Source organism: Bacteroides sp. AF32-8BH (assembly GCF_003435205.1).
GTDB classification, from domain to species: Bacteria; Bacteroidota; Bacteroidia; order Bacteroidales; family Bacteroidaceae; genus Bacteroides; species Bacteroides ovatus.
The window spans coordinates 1-18,049 of record NZ_QVLZ01000072.1 but is presented as its reverse complement, the minus strand read 5'-3'; the positions used below and the strand labels follow the sequence as shown (position 1 = coordinate 18,049).

At 45.0% G+C, this 18,049-nt stretch carries 13 protein-coding genes and 1 pseudogene; 13 read left to right on the top strand and 1 reads right to left on the bottom strand.

Going from position 1 to position 18,049, the window contains the following annotated elements:
- Positions 1-523 precede the first annotated feature (523 nt).
- The 13 genes and pseudogenes from DWZ47_RS31345 to DWZ47_RS28865 all read left to right on the top strand — a co-directional run bounded on the left by DWZ47_RS31345 (position 524) and on the right by DWZ47_RS28865 (position 16,811).
- Positions 524-1,652, top strand: a pseudogene (locus DWZ47_RS31345) (OmpA family protein).
- Positions 1,653-2,255: 603 nt separating this feature from the next.
- On the top strand, positions 2,256-2,882 hold the full coding sequence (locus DWZ47_RS28920; RefSeq protein ID WP_004309917.1) for a TetR/AcrR family transcriptional regulator: 627 nt from the start codon (positions 2,256-2,258) through the stop codon (positions 2,880-2,882).
- A complete protein-coding gene (locus tag DWZ47_RS28915; protein ID WP_004318707.1) occupies positions 2,879-3,112 on the top strand; it encodes a hypothetical protein in 234 nt (77 codons plus the stop codon). The genes DWZ47_RS28920 and DWZ47_RS28915 overlap by 4 nt, the downstream gene beginning before the upstream one ends.
- 56 nt (positions 3,113-3,168) lie before the next feature.
- Positions 3,169-3,399, top strand: a complete 231-nt coding sequence (locus tag DWZ47_RS28910; protein WP_004309916.1) for a hypothetical protein — start codon at positions 3,169-3,171, stop codon at positions 3,397-3,399.
- 114 nt (positions 3,400-3,513) lie between these two features.
- Positions 3,514-4,329 (top strand): zinc transporter ZupT, encoded by an 816-nt coding sequence (zupT, locus tag DWZ47_RS28905; protein ID WP_004309915.1) that lies wholly within the window; start codon positions 3,514-3,516, stop codon positions 4,327-4,329.
- A 213-nt stretch (positions 4,330-4,542) separates the two neighbouring features.
- Positions 4,543-6,909 (top strand): efflux RND transporter permease subunit, encoded by a 2,367-nt coding sequence (locus tag DWZ47_RS28900; RefSeq protein WP_032849673.1) that lies wholly within the window; start codon positions 4,543-4,545, stop codon positions 6,907-6,909.
- Position 6,910: 1 nt separating this feature from the next.
- On the top strand, positions 6,911-8,665 hold the full coding sequence (locus DWZ47_RS28895; RefSeq protein ID WP_004309913.1) for an ABC transporter ATP-binding protein: 1,755 nt from the start codon (positions 6,911-6,913) through the stop codon (positions 8,663-8,665).
- 18 nt (positions 8,666-8,683) lie between these two features.
- The gene (locus DWZ47_RS28890) at positions 8,684-10,426 is read left to right on the top strand and encodes an ABC transporter ATP-binding protein (protein ID WP_004309912.1); all 1,743 of its coding nucleotides are present in this window, start codon (positions 8,684-8,686) and stop codon (positions 10,424-10,426) included.
- 39 nt (positions 10,427-10,465) lie between these two features.
- Positions 10,466-11,251 (top strand): outer membrane lipoprotein-sorting protein, encoded by a 786-nt coding sequence (locus DWZ47_RS28885; protein ID WP_004309911.1) that lies wholly within the window; start codon positions 10,466-10,468, stop codon positions 11,249-11,251.
- Positions 11,251-12,510 carry a DUF1302 family protein gene (locus tag DWZ47_RS28880; protein WP_004309910.1) on the top strand — a complete coding sequence of 420 codons (1,260 nt, stop codon included), beginning with the start codon at positions 11,251-11,253 and terminating at the stop codon, positions 12,508-12,510. Before DWZ47_RS28885 ends, DWZ47_RS28880 begins: the two co-directional genes overlap by 1 nt.
- A gap of 215 nt (positions 12,511-12,725) precedes the next feature.
- On the top strand, positions 12,726-13,181 hold the full coding sequence (locus DWZ47_RS28875) for an HU family DNA-binding protein (RefSeq protein WP_004318713.1): 456 nt from the start codon (positions 12,726-12,728) through the stop codon (positions 13,179-13,181).
- A gap of 18 nt (positions 13,182-13,199) precedes the next feature.
- On the top strand, positions 13,200-15,542 hold the full coding sequence (locus tag DWZ47_RS28870; protein ID WP_004309908.1) for a TonB-dependent receptor: 2,343 nt from the start codon (positions 13,200-13,202) through the stop codon (positions 15,540-15,542).
- Between the two features lie 30 nt (positions 15,543-15,572).
- A complete protein-coding gene (locus DWZ47_RS28865; protein ID WP_117515566.1) occupies positions 15,573-16,811 on the top strand; it encodes a DUF5074 domain-containing protein in 1,239 nt (412 codons plus the stop codon).
- A 92-nt stretch (positions 16,812-16,903) separates the two neighbouring features.
- Here DWZ47_RS28865 and DWZ47_RS31460 read toward each other — a convergent pair whose 3' ends face one another.
- Positions 16,904-17,083 (bottom strand): IS3 family transposase, encoded by a 180-nt coding sequence (locus tag DWZ47_RS31460; RefSeq protein ID WP_029425493.1) that lies wholly within the window; start codon positions 17,081-17,083, stop codon positions 16,904-16,906.
- Positions 17,084-18,049: the final 966 nt, after the last annotated feature.

Here is an 18,049-nt window from a genome sequence, read left to right as displayed (position 1 = left end):
TCCCTGTTATAACAACCTGTAAAATAGAGAATAGCTGATAGTCCAATTATAATCTTACATTTCATATTGCGAATATAATAATGTGTTTTATTTTTTGCATGGGCGATTAGGAATATTTTACCAATATAAATTATTCTTTAACTTATATGATTATCGCTCGCTATTTATATATATTTTTTATTGGGCCTAACAATATATAATTGCTTATTAGCATATTATATAATATGTATAATCGTAATAGTACAAAATAGCAGTAAGTTATTGCTATTCAGAGTAAAAGTATCAGTTCACTCGTTGTTGTTAAAAAATAAACTTGACTACCCTAAAGGTGTAAGTGTAAGTGCTTTTTTGAATTTTATCAAGGGTGTTAGATATGTGTTAGATTATTAATTGAACCATTTTTGCAAACTACTGATTATAAGTAAAATAAAAATCAATGTATTAGATTTATTCTTTTGTCCTACAACTAAAAAGCTCTGCAATCTTTTTACTTTTGCATTCGAAAAAAATAAAACAATAGATTATGAAGAAAATTGCTATTTTATTAGTTTTTACTTTGGGAACATTTATTGTAAATGCCCAATCAGTTGTAGAAGGAACAAAGTTTATGGACAATTGGTCTGTAGGAGTGAATGCAGGAGCAGTTACCCCTCTCACTCACGCCTCTTTCTTTAAAGGGATGCGTCCCGGTTTCGGAGTTGGAATATCCAAACAATTAACTCCTAGTTTTCGGTTTGGAATTTCAGGGAATGGGATATATCAATACAACTCCGAGTAAAACAGCTTTTGATGTTTTAGATGTCAGCTTGTTAAGTAAAATTAACTTAATAAATCTATTTGCAAGCTATCGGGGCAAACCTCGTTTGTTTGAGATAGAAGCTATTGCCGGAATGGGGTGGTTGCATTATTATGTAAATGGTAAAGGAGATGACAATTCATGGTCTACCCGTCTCGGATTGAATCTTAATTTCAACCTCGGTGAAACAAAAGCATGGACATTGGGAATTAAGCCCGCTATCGTATATGATATGCAAGGTGATTTTAATCAGGCAAAGAGTCGTTTCAATGCAAACAATGCAACATTTGAACTGACTGCCGGATTGACTTATCACTTCAAGATGAGTACTGGGAATCATTACTTTACTAAAGTAAAAGTCTACAATCAGAGCGAAATTGATGATTTGAATGTTGCTATTAATGCACTTCGCGAACAGGTGGGCAGTCGTGACAGAGAACTAAACAATGCTAACCAAAGAATTAGCGGTTTGCATAAAGAGTTGGAAGAATGTCGTACAAAGGTCGTTCCCATTGAAACAGTAGTCAAGACTGCCCGCGTTCCGGAATCTATCATTACTTTCAGACAAGGTCGCTCATCAGTGGATGCATCATAGCTACCGAATGTGGAACGTGTAGCCTCCTACATGAAGAAATATCCCGATTCAAAAGTCATTATTAAAGGGTACGCTTCTCCAGAAGGCAATGTTGAGATCAACGCAAAAATTGCTACCGCACGTGCAGAAGCTGTAAAAACAATCCTTGTTAATAAATACAAGATTAATACGTCTCGTATTACTGCCGAAGATCAGGGAGTAGGTGACATGTTTACCGAACCGGATTGGAACCGTGTAAGTGTATGTACTATCGAAGATTGATGTAATAAGAATATTTGGAGTTGTTGAAGGTAAATAAAAAAGGAAGCCCGAAATCTGAGGGCACTGAAAAAGTTCTTTTTCTCCGTTAGCTCCTCTTCTTATGAATTGGCTCCAAAGTTGCATGGCGTATGATAAATTTCATTTGCATGCAACTTTTCCTTATATTGGTAGTGAGTAATCGTCTATTGGTATACATGCACGCTGGCAACGACACTCTCAAAGGAGACTTTGAAAGAATGCAACTTCAGTCCGCTTTTCCCATCTGCTCCGACTACGGCTCGGAGGCTATCGTCCTTCTGATCTTTGACCAAAAGAACTTCTTGGTCTTTGATTTTTTTGCTCATATTACTATGTATTTAATGACGTCAGTAGCGGTTTACAGACAAAAGTAAACAAAAAAAAGTGAGTGCTAGAGATTGTAAATAAGTGAGTATTTGTAGCTTTGATATGATTAGGAGTAGCATATTGAAAGTTATAAATTTCATTTGCTGAATTACCATAAATGGGGAATGGTAAGTAAAAAAATCATCATTTTAAGGTATTGCAACCGAAAAAATATGTGACTAATTTTGCGTTATAAAATAAAGAATTATGTTCTGACCTATGCAAACAACGAAGGATTATATACGTAAGCTATTGCTGGAAACAGCGCAGAAAGCTTTTTTCGAAAAGGGCTTCAAGTCGGTGTCTATGCGTGAGATTTCTAAGTTGTCGGGCATTGGTCTGAGCAATATATACAATTACTATCCCTGTAAGGACGATTTACTGGTTGATGTGTTGCGTCCTCTTTTGGCTGCTATGTACAGGATGCTGGAAGATCACAACCGACCGGAGAATTTCTCCCTTGACATATTTATCTCAGATGAATATCATCGTGCATCTTTGCAGGAGCTTATGGGCATTATAACTCGTTACCGAAGTGAATTAAATTTGCTGTTTTTCTCTACGCAGCATTCTCGCCTCAAAGATTATTTGGAAGAGTGGATTGAGAAGAGTGCCACAATAGGGATGGAATATATGGAAAAGATGAGAAGACTCCATCCGGAACTACATACCGATATTTCTCCGTTCTTCATGCACTTCACCTGCTCTTGGTGGATTAATATGATGAAAGAGGTGGTGCAACATAAGGAACTTTCCTGCGAAGAGATAGAGTGTTTCATCAGTGAGTATATTCGCTTTAGCACGGGAGGATGGAAGAAACTCATGAATGTAAAGAATGAAAGATGAAGGCAGAACTATTGAAACATCCTGTCTGTCAAGAGATAACTAATCAAAACATCCGTTTCTCGTCTTGTCTGCAATGCAAGCCTTGCGGAAATGATTGTACGATTGTAAACAATCGAATCTCTTTTGTATTTGATTCCGAGACAATAGGCATCAGCTACCTTCTGCTCGACTCCACACCTATAGCCTGCATGGACAGATGCTGCAATCTTGTCAGGCAGCGTTTCGTTTGATGCAGGAGTTGGAACGCCGAGTCATTCCAGAAGAATCACTAAATAATAATCAGCATATGAGTATCATCAACATCATCAGCAACGACGAATTAACACTCGTACAAGGAGTCAACGGGCTTTTCTTCTGCGAGGAGTCATGGGTTACGCAAAGCAGGGCAGTCTCCCGTATCGGAAAGGTTTTGCCCAAAGAAATTATTGGGACGAAAGATCAAAGTACCAACATCGTACATCCGCAGACTGACCGAACTAAACTTAGTTGCCAAAAGCATGAAACGTCTTATTTCTAAATCTAACTGTTTCTCCTACCGAGCGAGCCGCCTGCAAAGAGCGGCTCGCTTTGCTTCTGAACAAAACAAACTTTTGTTCTCTTTTGACGCACTAACTTCCAATCCATCATAGCCATGTCTCAACCAGTACTTATAGCATTTTTCCTAACATCGTTTGCCGGTATATCCACAGGGATAGGCAGTGCGATTGCATTTTTTGCTAAGCGCACCAATACTTCATTCCTTTCTCTTTCATTGGGATTTTCAACAGCAGTAATGATTTATATGTCTTTCGCCAATCTGTTTGCCTCTTCTTTGCAGACTCTTGCCAATATACATGGCAAGGACGACGGAACTCTTCATTCCACACTTTCTTTTTTCGGGGGAATCGTATTGATTCTACTTATTGATAAGCTAATTCCTCACTACGAAAATCCACACGAAATGCATCGGGTGGAAGAAATGAGCTTAAAGGAAGAACGAAAGACTGAAATAAAGCCTCAATTATTACGCGTCGATGTAGTGACAGCCTTGGTGCTGGCAATACACAATTTCCCGGAAGGTATGGTTACGTTTCTTGCAGCATTGAAGGATATAAACATTGCTATACCTATTGCCTGTGCCATCGCCATACATAATATACCCGAAGGCATTTCCGTCTCCGTTCCGATCTATTATGCTACAGGTAATCGTAAACGGGCCTTTTGGCTTTCATTTCTATCGGGATTGGCCGAGCCGGTAGGAGCCGTCATCGGCTATCTTATCTTGGCACCATTCCTCAATGACCATGTTTTCGGCGTTATTTTCGGGATGATTGCCGGTATCATGGTATTTATCTCGCTTGATGAGTTACTACCCGCTGCCGAAGAATACGGTAAGCACCATCATACTATCTATGGTTTGGTAGCAGGCATGGCGGTTATGGCACTCAACCTGCTGATGTTGTGTTAGCAAGACTAAGTAATATAAAAAACATAAGTAAAAAAAAGAAAGAATATGAACACTTCTCACTCCTGCCGTTGTCACGTGCATGATGCCCACAAAGAGCATTCTTGTGTCCACGCACATTGTCACCATTATCATATGTAGCCCCAAAGTGGAAAGCTATTTCTCGTCACGCTGCTGAATGTGTTGAAATGAATGAACTTACCAATAACAAACGATATGAAAATAGAAAGAATCAATGACTGGTTTGCCCGTCAGGGCAGATGGATGGTACAAAAACGATGGCTTGTACTAAGCTTGTTTATCCTCGTCTTCGCCATAGGATTTACAGGGTTAAGATATTTCAAGGTGAGTGCTTCGTGGGAAGACTACTTCCTCGAAGACGACCCGATGCTTGTCAAGACCAAAGAATTCAAGGATATATTCGGCAATGACAATTTTGCCGCCGTACTGACCCAATGCGACAATTCGTTTATGAAAGAGAACTTAGAGCTCATCCGCGAACTCACGAACGAAATGATGGATAGCATTTCATACGCCGACAAAATCACTTCGCTCACTGACATCGAATTTATGGTAGGGAATGAAGAAGGAATGACTATCGAGCAGATAGTGCCTGACCTTATTCCCACTGATGCGGCAAGTCTGGAAACGATACGTCGCAAAGCCTATATGAAGCCACATATTGCCGAGCGGCTTGTCTCCAAAGATGGTACGCTCTCGTGGATTATTCTCAAGTTGCGTACCTTTCCTAAAGATTCAGTGTGGAATAAAGGTAAGAATGCCGTTTCTCCTGAAGTGCTAACGGGGAATGAGCTGGAGCATATCATCACTAAAGACAAATACCAAAAGCTCCATCCCAAAGGCACAGGCTTGCCCTACGTTACCGCCATGAAGATGAAATGGATTGGCAAAGAGATGCCCCGTGTGATGGGCATTGCCGCACTCGTTTCCATTCTTATTTTGTTACTCATAACACGCTCCCTACGGGGCGTTGTCGTTCCACTTATCACGGCGGCAGGCTCAATTGTGATTGTGTATGGACTGTTGGGATATGTCGGCATGACGATAGACAGCGGTATGATGATGATACCTATGCTGTTGGCGTTTGCCGTCTCGATAGCCTATAACATACATATCTTTTCCTATTTCAAACGGCAATTCCTTCTACACGGAGAACGTCGACGAGCCGTAGAAGAGACCGTGGGTGAAATGGGCTGGCCTGTGTTGTTCAGTGCACTCACCACCTTTGCCGCCCTGCTGTCGTTTCTCGCTATTCCGATGCAGCCCATGCGGTTCATTGGTATCGCTACCTCCTCGTGCGTGATGCTGGCTTTCTTCATTGCCATTACACTGATGCCCGTGCTGTTGAGTTTTGGCAAGAACGGCAAACCTCATCCCAAAGTGCAGGAAACCGGCGGACGGTGGCTCGACCATCAACTGGGGCGTTTGGGAGAAAGCGTACTCCGGCATGGCACATTGATCCTATGGATTGCAGGGCTGCTTACCGCAGCACTCATTTATCAATTCACCAAGATAGAGACCGCCTTTGACATAGAACGCACCATGGGACGTAAAATAGCCTATGTAAACAATCTGCTGGAAGTAGGTGAAAGCGAACTGGGATCCATCTACACCTACGACGTCATGATAGACCTGCCCGAAGACGGCTTGACAAAATCGCCGGCAATGCTTGTACGCTTAGACTCTCTGGCACAAAAGGCCGAAGGCTATAAGCTAACCAAGCGAACGACTACAGTGCTGAATATCCTAAAAGACCTGAATCAAACCCTGCACGAAGGAGATGCGGCTTATTATCGTATTCCGACGAATCCGGAAGAGGTGGCACAACTGCTGCTCCTTTACGAGAATGCAGGCGGTAGCGAAGCGGAATATTGGATCGATTACGACTATCGACGTTTGCGCCTGATGGTGGAGATCAGCAGTTTTGACTCCGGCGAGGTAGAACGAGAGTTGAACGATATTGCAGCCAATGCCGCCAGGCTCTTCCCCGAAGCTTCTGTCACTACAGTGGGTAGTATTCCGCAATTTACCGTGATGATGCAGTACGTGGCTCGCGGGCAGATGGTTTCATTTGCCATCTCTCTCCTTATTATCGGCATCCTAATGATGTTGGTCTTTGGCAGTGTACGCATCGGGCTTATCGGTTTGATACCCAATATCACTCCGGCTTTGGTGGTCGGCGGACTGATGGGATGGCTGGGCTACCCGTTGGATATGATGACCGCAACCATTATGCCGATGATCCTCGGTTTGGCTGTCGACGACACCATTCACTTCATCAACCACGGGCATTTGGAGTTCGACCGTCGAGGTAATTATCGGGATGCCATTCTCCGCTCGTTCCGTACGATCGGGACACCAATCATTCTGACCAGTGTCGTGATATGTGCGAACTTCGCTATTTACATGACTTCCGAAGGCCTCTCTTTTATACACATGGGTCTGCTCTCCGTAGCGGGTATCGTATCGGCACTCGTGGCCGACCTCTGCGTTACACCCGTGTTATTCCAAAAGTTCCGGTTATTCGGGAAAGAGATAGAAACCAATGAAACAATCAATTAATATGAATACATTAAAGAAACTTCAATTTTACATGGGCAAACGCAAGGTGCTTATGCCCATAGCCCTGACACTGTCGGGATTAAGCGGTCTGCTCTCGCTTATGCCGTTCATCTTCATTTGGCTTATCGTACGCTCGCTACTATTGACTGGCAGCGTTGCCTCAGGAATCCCTATCAACGTCTATGCATGGTGGGCGGTAGGCACAGCCGTTGCCGGCCTTGTCATTTACTTTGCCGGGCTGATGCTTTTGCACTTAGCGGCGTTCCGGGTAGAAACCAATATGCGACGTACGGCTATGAGAAAAATCATGCAGATGCCGCTTGGCTTCTTCGACCGGAATACCAGCGGACAGATGCGTAAGATTATTGATGAAAATGCTTCTGAAACCCACACGTTTGTCGCACATCTCTTGCCCGACCTGGCGGGGAGTTTTATAGCCCCGCTGTCGGTTATAATATTGATCTTCGTCTTCAACTGGCAACTTGGTCTGGCGTGCCTGATCCCCCTCACGGCGGCTGTCTTCATCATGACACGGATGAATACAACTGCTCAGAAGGCGTTCCAAAATGAATACCTCGGAGCACAAGAGCATATGAGCAGCGAAGCGGTGGAATACGTACGTGGTATTTCGGTGGTGAAAGTGTTCCAGCAAACGATATTCTCTTTCAAACGTTTTTACGACAGCATCATCGCCTACCGGGATTTAGTTACCAAATACACGCTGGGTTGGCAAAAGCCGATGTCACTCTACACGGTGGCCATCAATAGCTTTGCTTTCCTACTTGTCCCCGTAGTCATATTGCTTATCGGCAACAAAAGCGAAAACATTGCCCCCATCATCACCGATATGTTCCTGTATGTGCTGATTACTCCGGTGATAGCAACCAATGTGATGAAAGTGATGTATCTGCAACAAGATATGTTTCTGGCAGATCAAGCCATAAGCCGGGTGGAAAACCTGACGAGTAGCGAACCACTCCCAATAGCCGAAAATCCGGAGAAAATCACCGCTTGCGATGTGACATTCGAGAACGTTTCGTTTGCCTATCCCAATGCCGGTCAAAATGCCGTAGACGGTATCAGCTTCCACCTCCCCGAAGGGAAGACTTTTGCCCTTGTGGGGCAATCGGGAGGAGGGAAGACCACCATTGCCCAACTCATTCCCCGCTTTTGGGACGTATCAGCAGGTAGTGTGACGATTGGCGGAATAAATGTGAAAAACATTGCCAAAGACAACCTGATGAACCACATCGCTTTCGTCTTCCAGAATACAAAACTCTTCAAGACCTCTTTGCTGGAGAACATCAAATACGGTAATCCGGCAGCGAGTGATGAAGCCGTGCAACGTGCCATAGACCTTTCCCAAAGTCGGGAGATCATCGACCGGCTACCCAACGGATTGAACACGAAGATAGGAGTAGATGGAACATTCCTTTCGGGAGGGGAACAGCAACGCATTGTCTTGGCCCGGGCCATCTTGAAAGATGCGCCGATTGTTGTCCTGGACGAAGCAACAGCTTTTGCCGACCCCGAAAACGAACACCTGATACAAAAAGCCCTGCACGAGCTGAGAAAAGGAAAGACAGTGTTGATGATCGCCCATCATCTGACTAGCGTACAGGATGCCGACAAGATACTGGTGATAGCACAAGGCAAGATTGCCGAAGAAGGCACACACAGCGAGTTGATAGCCCGAAACGGCATCTATAACAGCATGTGGAATGAATATCAACGAACCGTGACATGGACGGTATAAACCTCAGGAGACAACATTATGAATATTAGTAAATATTTTCAACACAGATTCACCTTATCGGAAGACGGGGCAAAGACCTTTATAAAAGGGGTTATAGCTTCTCTTTTTCTCAACCTGGCACTGATGCTGCCGGTAATCTTCATCTTTCTGTTCATCACCGATTACCTGCACCCTGTTATCCAAGCCGGGAACAGCACGACGCACGGGCTCTGGTACTACGTGCTGACGGCTCTCTGTTTTATGACGGTACTCTTTGTGATTGCGATGATACAGTACAAGAGCACCTACACGAAAATCTATACCGAGAGTGCCAACCGTCGTATTGGCATTGCCGAGAAGCTGCGTAAATTGCCTTTGGCTTTCTTCGGAGAAAAGAATCTTTCGGATCTCACCGCTACGATGATGGAGGATTGTAACATGTTGGAAACCCTCTTCTCTCACACAGTTCCACAACTCTTCGCCTCTGTCATCAGCATTATCTTGATTGCCACCGGGATGTTCTTCTACAACTGGCAACTGGCCCTTGCTCTCTTTGGGGTCGTACCGGTAGCGACAACGGTCATCTTCTTAGGAAAAAGGCTTATGGATAAAGCTAATAAGGAGTACTATCACGTAAGGCGTGATACGACCGAGCAGATACAGGAAGGGCTTGAAGCGGCGCAGGAGATTAAATCGTACAACGGAGAGGCAGCCTATTGCGACCGTTTAGACAAACAGCTCGAGATATATGAAGCCACTCTGCAGCGAGGCGAATTTCTCGGAGCGGGGCTTGTGGGCAGTGCACAGTCTATCCTGAAACTTGGTTTGGCAAGCGTTATCATTGCGGGAGCTTATTTACTTGGTTTGGGCAGCATCGACATGTTCACTTACTTGGTCTTCCTGCTCGTTGTAGCCAGCATCTACAACCCCATCATGGACGTGTTCAACCATATGGCGACACTGATACTACTCGATGTGCGTATCGACCGCATACGTGAGATGAACGACATGCCCGCACAGCAAGGCGATGAGGATTGCACGGTAGAGGGTTACGACATCTGTTTTGACAAGGTCGATTTTGCTTACGAGACAAGCAAGCAGGTGCTGCGCAACGTCTCTTTCACTGCCAAGCAAGGCAAAGTAACGGCACTTGTGGGACCTTCGGGGGGAGGCAAAAGCACTTCGGCAAAATTAGCTGCCCGCTTTTGGGATATTCATGGCGGAAAGATCACACTTGGCGGACGGGACATCTCAAAAATAGATCCCGAAATGCTCTTGAAAAACTATGCCGTAGTCTTTCAGGACGTGTTGCTTTTCAACGCTTCCGTCATGGACAACATCAAAATCGGGAAGAAAGACGCTACCGAGGAAGAGGTGAAAGCGGTAGCACGTCTTGCCCGTTGCGATGAGTTCATCGCCCGGCTGCCCAACGGTTACGACACCTTGATAGGCGAAAACGGAGAATCGCTATCGGGAGGCGAACGCCAACGCATATCCATTGCCCGTGCGCTTCTCAAAGATGCTCCTGTCATCCTCTTGGACGAAGCAACGGCAAGTCTGGACGTAGAGAACGAAACGTTGATACAGGCCGGTATATCGGAGTTGATCAAGAACAAGACCGTCGTCATCATCGCACACCGTATGCGCACCGTTGCCAACGCTCATCATATCGTGGTGCTGAAAGACGGAACCGTCGCAGAACAAGGAGCACCCGACGAACTGCTTGCCCGAAACGGCGAATTTGCCCGCATGGTAGCACGGCAGAAGGAGACCGGAATATAAATCGAATCAATCAGAATCAATTATAAAGAAAAAGGACAAATGAAGAGATCAATCGCAGTAGTAGCCATGCTTGTGGTGGGGTTCGCTGCCACAACATGCGCACAAACGGGCAGAGAGATTGCCCAAAAGGTAAAAGACCGTCCCGACGGCGATACCCGTCGGTCTGAAATGGTTATGACGTTAATCAACAAACGCGGAGCGGTGCGCGAACGCAAGCTCATTTCCTACTCCATCGATGTGGGCAAAGAAAAGAAAGACCGCAAGAGCATCATGTTCTTCCAATATCCCGGCGATGTAAAGGGGACGGGCTTCTTGACGTGGGATTATGATGAGCTAAACAAGGACGATGACAAATGGCTCTATCTGCCCGCCATAAAGAAAACGCGCCGTATCAGCGGTTCGTCTGCCAAGCAAGACTACTTTATGGGTAGCGACTTTACCTACGACGACATGGGCAGCCGCAACGTGGACGAGGATACGCACACGCTCCTGGGCGAAGAAACCGTCGACGGACAGAAGTGCTGGAAACTGGAATCCTTGCCTAAGGACAAGCGTGATATTTACTCCAGGAAAACGGCCCTGATACGTCAGGACTGTCTGATACCTGTCAGGGTGGAATATTACGACAAGATGGGCAAGCTGCACCGTCGTCTCGAGATGTCGGATATTGCCAAGGTAGAGGGCTTCTGGGTAGCCCGGAAGATGCACATGACCAACGTGCAAACCGAGCATCAGACAGTTCTCGAAATCAAGAATCCGACGTACAACATTCCCATGGAGGAGAGCAAGTTTAACGTGACCACGTTAGAGAAAGGCAGGTTCTGATGAAAGCGTTCAATCGTCTTTCCGCGGGGCTTTGCCTCTCGGTCTTTCTGTTTTGCCCCGTGCATGGAGTTTGGGGACAAGGAGCGGGCGAATCGTCGTGGCAGCTCAAAGGCCTTGTCGACACCTACCACGCCTTCCGCTCCGAAAAGCCGAACGATTGGATGTCTTCCCGTACCCGACTCAGGGGCGAGGTCGGCAAAAACTTCGCAGGCTCTTCGCTCTTCGTCTCGTTCAACGCTACCTACAACGCCTTGCTGAAAGAGCGCACCGGCTTTGAACTGCGGGAAGCATACCTTGACCATCGGCAGGAGCACTGGGGCTTTCGTCTCGGGCGACAACTTGTCATCTGGGGTGCGGCCGACGGCGTACGTATCACCGACCTCGTCTCACCCATGGATATGACCGAGTTCTTGGCGCAAGACTACGACGACATCCGCATGCCCGTCAATGCCCTGCGGTTCTTCGTCTTCAACGACAAGATAAAGCTCGAACTGCTTGCCGTTCCCACTTTCGAAGGATACAAGCTGCCCACCGATGCCGCCAATCCGTGGAGCGTGTTGCCTAAAGAAACACCCCGGTCCCTTGTCTGGGACGCGGAGGGAAGCCGCCCCGAGCTACGCCTCTCCAACGTAGAATACGGGGGCAGGCTCTCTTTCGCCCTGCCGGGGGTAGACTTCTCGCTTGCCGCGCTGCATACGTGGAACAAGATGCCCGTCATCGAGTACAAACCATCGGGCTCCCAACTTACGGTTTCGCCCCGATACTACCGCATGGGATTCGTCGGAGGCGATGTCTCAAAGCCCTTGGGACAGTTCGTGCTGCGCGGCGAAGCGGCCTTCAACCTCGGGAAGCATTTCAGCTACATACAGCAAGCCGCCTCCACCCCTCAAAAAGGATTCAACACCATCAATTGGTTGGTGGGGGCCGACTGGTATGCCCCTCATGAATGGACAGTGATGGCTCAGTTCTCTTCCGAGAGTATTTTCAAGTACGAAAGCTACGTCGCACAGCCCCGCCATAATTCGCTCCTTACGCTCTGCGTGTCGAAGAAGTTACTGGACAGCAACTTACAGCTTTCCGACTTCACCTATTTCGACCTCAACCACAAGGGCTGGTTCAGCCGTTTCACGGCTGACTATGCCCTGAACGACCACATCCACCTCTTGGCAGGCTACGACTGGTTCGGAGGAAGCGAGGGTATGTTCGGCCCGTATAAGCACAATTCGGAAGTATGGGCAAAGGCTAAATACTGCTTTTGAGATCCACACCATTTTAATAACCATAAACAAAATTTGAAAAGATTATGAAGAAGACATACGACAGCAGTTAAAGAGAATGCGGACTTAAGCAATCGGAATCGTTTAAGTTAAACGGTGAAAGACGTTCCAATGGAGCGATCAAAGCCGTTTACTGAAGCTGTTTAAGTAGAACAGCAAAATTATTCAAAGTATAACCATCAAAAACATCAAAAGTCATGTTACTATACAACGTAAAAAAAGAAGAGATGCGCATCGGTAAACACAAGGGCAAAACCATGTATTACGCCTCTCCCATTGCACAAGACAAGATTACCACCAAGCAGCTAGAGGATCGGATTGTCAATGCCACAGCCCTGAGCCGTGCCGACGTGCGGTCAGCCATCACCGCCTTGGCGAAAATCGTACGTGAAGAGATGCTCAGCGGCAGAACCGTTGACCTGGCCAACCTCGGGTCATTTAAGGTTGTATCCAACGGGAAACGCGTGGAAACGGAAAAAGCCGTTACCGCCGAAACTCTCAAAACACCACGCATTCAGTTTTTTCCCAAACTCGAAATGCGCAATCAGGCAAAAAACGTACAGCATGTGGTGATACGTGAAAGCGAGGCCGGATCGGCTAAACCGAGTCCGAATCCCGGAGATTTGCCCGAAGCACCCGATTCTGCTCTTTAATATTCATAACAAGAAACAATGAAGCAGCAAGTATTATTTTTCTTTTTCACGCTGATGCTCACAGGTATCAGCGTGTCCGCCCAAACAGGTGGAGGACGGATTGCAGGCGTGGTCATCGACAATGCAGGCGAAGAACCACTGCCCGGCGCAACCATCTTCATCGAAGAGCTGAAAAAGGGCATTGTGACAGACGGGCATGGCGAGTTCTTACTTTCCGATGTTCCCGCAGCCACTTATACGCTTACTGTAAGGTTTATAGGCTACCACACGCAAACCCGCAAGCTCACGGTGGGTAAAGAGAGAGGGAAAAAAATCATCATCCGCCTGAAAGCCGAAGCAAAATCGTTGGACGAGGTGGTAGTGATGGGTAAGAGCGAAGCCCGTAAGTTACGGGAGCAGGCCATGCCCATATCCGTTATCAGCATGAACCAGATACAAGGAACGGTTAACAATGTACAAGACATTCTGGCAAAAACCGCCGGAATCACCGTGCGTGCCACGGGTGGAACGGGCAGTACCTCTCGCATATCGGTGCGCGGACTGGAAGGCAAACGCATCGGGCTTTTCATTGACGGGAATCCGATGAACGACAATTCCGATTTTATCGACATCAATGATATTCCGGTCGAAATGATCGACCGCATCGAGATATACAAAGGAGTTGTCCCTGCCAAGTTCGGAGGTTCTGCCGTAGGTGGTGCGGTCAATATTGTCATCAAAGAGTATCCGCCTAAATATTTGGACGTGAACTATTCTTACGGCAGTTTCAATACGCACAATGCATCCGTTGTGAGCAAGATGAACATTGCCCCAAAAGGAATCGAGTTCGGGCTGGGAGGTTTTTATACCTATGCCGACAACGACTACAAGATGAAGTCTCCTTTTCAAGAGGGGCTTACTATAACCCGCGATCACGACAAGTTTAAAAAAACAGTCATCGGCGGTAGCTTTAAGGCACGGAAGTGGTGGTTTGACTTGGTGGAGTTTGAACCCGTTTTCATACATACTTACAAAGATATACAGGGGATAGAATCGAACATCCGGCATGCACACAGCCATTCCAACGCCTTTATTTTCGCCAATAAGATGGAGAAAGAAAACTTCCTCTTAGACGGCCTGGACTTGGACTGGCAGCTGGGGTATATCTATACCGACTATCATTTTGCCGATACCGCCTCGCACCGCACACATTGGGATGGAACGCATTATCCGGCAGTTTCCGAATTCGGCGGCGAAATCGGCAAATGGGCTTCATTATTGACGAATGAAAAGCATCAATTGCAGCACAAATTGAATCTCAACTATCTTGTCAATGAGAACCATTCGGTAAACTTCAACTCTTTGCTGAAATACGCTCATGCCAACCCTCGTGATGGGATGAAGGACAAGGTCATAGGTTATCGTACCGACTTTCCAAGCAATATGTTCAGTTGGGTGGCAGGCTTGAATTACGACTATCGCACCTCGAACGATAAGTTCCTTAACTCTTTCAACGTCAAGTATTACTACTACTCGATGAAAACGCGGATGGCAAGTGTCCTGGTAAAGACAGCAGAGGATATAGACACACACAAGAATGATTTCGGCATCAGCAATGCACTTCGCTACCGCATCACACCCAGTCTGATGGCAAAAGCTTCGTTCGGATATGATGTAAGGCTTCCATCGGAAGAGGAACTGTTGGGTGATGGATACGTGATAGCTCCTGCCGGCAATCTCACTCCCGAACGCAATATAAGTGTCAACATAGGAATGTTATTCGATTTAACTGGAAAAGCCTCCTCTAACTTACAGATTGAACTGAACGGATACTATATGCATCTCAAAGACATGATTCGCTTTACGGGCGGATTCTTGCAGTCGCAGTATCAGAACTTCGGCGAGATGCGGACTCTTGGTATGGAAGCAGAGGTGAAAGCCGACATGACACGGTGGCTCTATGGCTATGTGAACGCCACTTACCAAGATCTGCGAGATGTGCGTAAGTATGAACAAAATACAACTGTTGCCAACCCTACCAAAGGTAGCCGTATGCCCAATATACCCTATCTGATGGCAAACGCAGGATTGGAGTTTCACAAAGAAAATCTGTTCGGAGGCAGCGGGATGAATACGCGCATATTCACCGATGCTTCATTTGTGGAAGAATATCTGTACGACTTCGAACAAAGCCAATTCCAGCAGCATCGCATACCTCGAGCCCTCTCGTGCAATATAGGCTTTGAGCAAAGCTTTGGCAATGGGCGCTACTTCATTATGGGAAAAATAAACAACCTGACCGATACAAAAATGATCAGCGAGTTTAACCGTCCTTTACCCGGACGTAGCTTCACTATCAGATTCAGATACGTATTTAAGTAACAAATTAACAATCATTAAACAAAAAAAGAAATGAAAAAGAATGTATTTTTTGTAGCAGCGATATTCGCTGCATTGTGCCTTAACTCATGTGACAAGAATGATCCGGACAATCCTATTGCAGGAGGTTCGGGAAAGATTCTCCTAACAACAGCCCTACCCAATGCAACAGGTATGGATGGAACGGTTTATATGCAACTCATTGATGAGCCTGTATTAGGCAAGACGATGGCTACCAATAACAACAATGGTATAAATGTTCCCTTTGGCAGTTCTTATCCTATGATAATAGGTCAGGAAGTCTATGTCTTCCCAAGCTATCATTTGACAATGGACAAAAACGAACTGATTAAATACCGTCGCACGAATGGAATTTTACAAAGAGAGGGAAGCTTGCAATTGCCTGCCAATAACAGTGCCAACAATCTTGTCAAACTATCTTCCACAAAAGCCTATCTATCGCTTGCCGGACTAGGACTGATTTACATATTTAATCCCGAAACGATGCAGAAGACAGGAGAGATCAACCTGACCTCTTTGGGTATTCAAGATAATAATCCGGACATCGGAATCATAATTGAGCGTGACGGATATGTGTTTGCTGGTCTAAGCCAGATGGTGGGAGGTTGGACAAGCCCTGAGAATTACAAACAAGCAGATGTAGCCGTCATTGACACCAAGACGGACAAGTTGGTCAAGATGATTTCAGAGAAAACCAGTGGTTTTTCTCAAGCCACACGTCCGATCGACCCCAAGTCTTTATTCATGGATGAAAAAGGCGATATATACATTTCTTGTCTCGGGAACTTCGGAATGGTGGCAGGTCATAAGGCCGGCATACTTCGGATTAAGAAAGGAGAAACAGACTTTGATCCAACATACCATTGGACGATAACCGGAGCTTCTATCGAAGGAGAAGAGAAAGTAGCTGGTTTTGCCGCTTCAATTTGTTATGCAGCCAATGGCAAAGCCTACGGATACATTGATATTCCCGGTTATTACAAACCAGGAGAAACGGGACATGGCGCTATAGCGAGCCGAGCTGTAGTCTTTGATTTATACAATCAGAAGATGAAGAAAATAGAAGGATTGGATTTGTCCAATGGCTATGGCGTGTTAGTGTCTAAATATAAAGACGGTTTGGCAATCGCCAATGCTTCAACGACAACAAAAGGCATCTATTATCTCAATCCTCAGACAGATAAGATTAATCCTATTCCTATGATAACCACCATAGGAAATCCCATGGCTATAGAGTGGTTCGGCAACTAAACTTATAACGCGAGTTCGGGATAGCCTCCTTCCAAAAATAAAGAGGGTGTCCGACTGATGAAGTGACCCCAAAAATTTGGACTGGTTAAACACTATCCAGTTATAGAAAGAGTTCGGTATTGTACTGGACTCTTTCCTTTTAACCGGGACTTAATTCTTTTATTATTATAATAATCTATATATCCTTCCAAAGCCTTTGTGAAGTCTTCCGGAGACTCGAACTTTTCAGCGTATAGAAGTTCAGATTTCATAATTCTGAAAAAATTCTCCATCATAGAGTTGTCCAGACAGTTTCCCTTTCTCGACATACTTTGAATTATATGATGCTCTTCAAGCCTTTTCCGATATCCGAAGTGTTGGTATTGCTAACCTTGATCAGAATGAAGTACGAGTCCGTCAAGGTTATCACACTTATCAAATGCTTTATCGAGCATGTCATATACTTGTTCAAGATGAAGTGCACCCTCTTACATTTTATTTTTTTAGGAATATCCCCAAATAACTTGATGTCTGCTTTAACGATAGAACCTGTTAGGTGTTTGCAGCGGACATCACCATAACCCATTGCCATTACCACTACTTCTTGCAGTTGTTGTGAGCCCTCTCTTAAGTTGATGAAAAACTTCCGCTAATTGTTTACCGGAACTTCTTGTGTTTGATAACCAATGAATGAAATGACCAAGGTTTCTTCGGAAGATACATTGGCTAATGCAGTCGGTGATACAACCGTTGCTTGTACCTTTTACGAAGACTGACGCACCGGTAACCAGACCGAAATCATCATTCACGGTACCGGAAATGCTTAGCTAGAAATAGCTTGTGAGCTGATTCTATTTTAAAATATAAATGTTAGTTTTATGTTAGATAATTCCGGATACTTTAATCTTAAGAATTTGATTATAATACATATATAAATTTATTTGTTAGATTTAAAGTTTTTTTTTATAACTGTAAAATACAGATTTAGCCTTATATTTACAATATGATATTATTGATTTTATCTAGTAAAAAAGCTTTTGCATTATAAGGACATTCAATTCTTCTTCCAGAATTGTAGTATATGTTTTATAATCATACCAATAAGATAAAAAAGATAATGGTCAAAATAAAGCTCTCAAAACAAAATACTTGTTGTTCAATTATCTTATAATAGTAAAAATGAATTTGTTGATTCCGCAAAAGAGTTTGTATCAGATGTTGAGGTTTCAACAATATTAAATATTACTTTTATTTATAGT

Excerpts from the sequence above, each read along its gene's own strand:
- DWZ47_RS28875 (WP_004318713.1), top strand. The coding sequence starts at position 12,726 with ATGTTACTATACAACGTAAAAAAAGAAGAGATGCGCATCGGTAAACAC.
- DWZ47_RS28910 (WP_004309916.1), top strand. The coding sequence starts at position 3,169 with ATGAGTATCATCAACATCATCAGCAACGACGAATTAACACTCGTACAA.
- DWZ47_RS28915 (WP_004318707.1), top strand. The coding sequence starts at position 2,879 with ATGAAGGCAGAACTATTGAAACATCCTGTCTGTCAAGAGATAACTAAT.
- DWZ47_RS28870 (WP_004309908.1), top strand. The coding sequence starts at position 13,200 with ATGAAGCAGCAAGTATTATTTTTCTTTTTCACGCTGATGCTCACAGGT.
- DWZ47_RS28920 (WP_004309917.1), top strand. The coding sequence starts at position 2,256 with ATGCAAACAACGAAGGATTATATACGTAAGCTATTGCTGGAAACAGCG.
- DWZ47_RS28890 (WP_004309912.1), top strand. The coding sequence starts at position 8,684 with ATGAATATTAGTAAATATTTTCAACACAGATTCACCTTATCGGAAGAC.
- DWZ47_RS31460 (WP_029425493.1), bottom strand. The coding sequence starts at position 17,083 with ATGGAGAATTTTTTCAGAATTATGAAATCTGAACTTCTATACGCTGAA.
- zupT (WP_004309915.1), top strand. The coding sequence starts at position 3,514 with ATGTCTCAACCAGTACTTATAGCATTTTTCCTAACATCGTTTGCCGGT.
- DWZ47_RS28880 (WP_004309910.1), top strand. The coding sequence starts at position 11,251 with ATGAAAGCGTTCAATCGTCTTTCCGCGGGGCTTTGCCTCTCGGTCTTT.
- DWZ47_RS28895 (WP_004309913.1), top strand. The coding sequence starts at position 6,911 with ATGAATACATTAAAGAAACTTCAATTTTACATGGGCAAACGCAAGGTG.
- DWZ47_RS28885 (WP_004309911.1), top strand. The coding sequence starts at position 10,466 with ATGAAGAGATCAATCGCAGTAGTAGCCATGCTTGTGGTGGGGTTCGCT.
- DWZ47_RS28865 (WP_117515566.1), top strand. The coding sequence starts at position 15,573 with ATGAAAAAGAATGTATTTTTTGTAGCAGCGATATTCGCTGCATTGTGC.
- DWZ47_RS28900 (WP_032849673.1), top strand. The coding sequence starts at position 4,543 with ATGAAAATAGAAAGAATCAATGACTGGTTTGCCCGTCAGGGCAGATGG.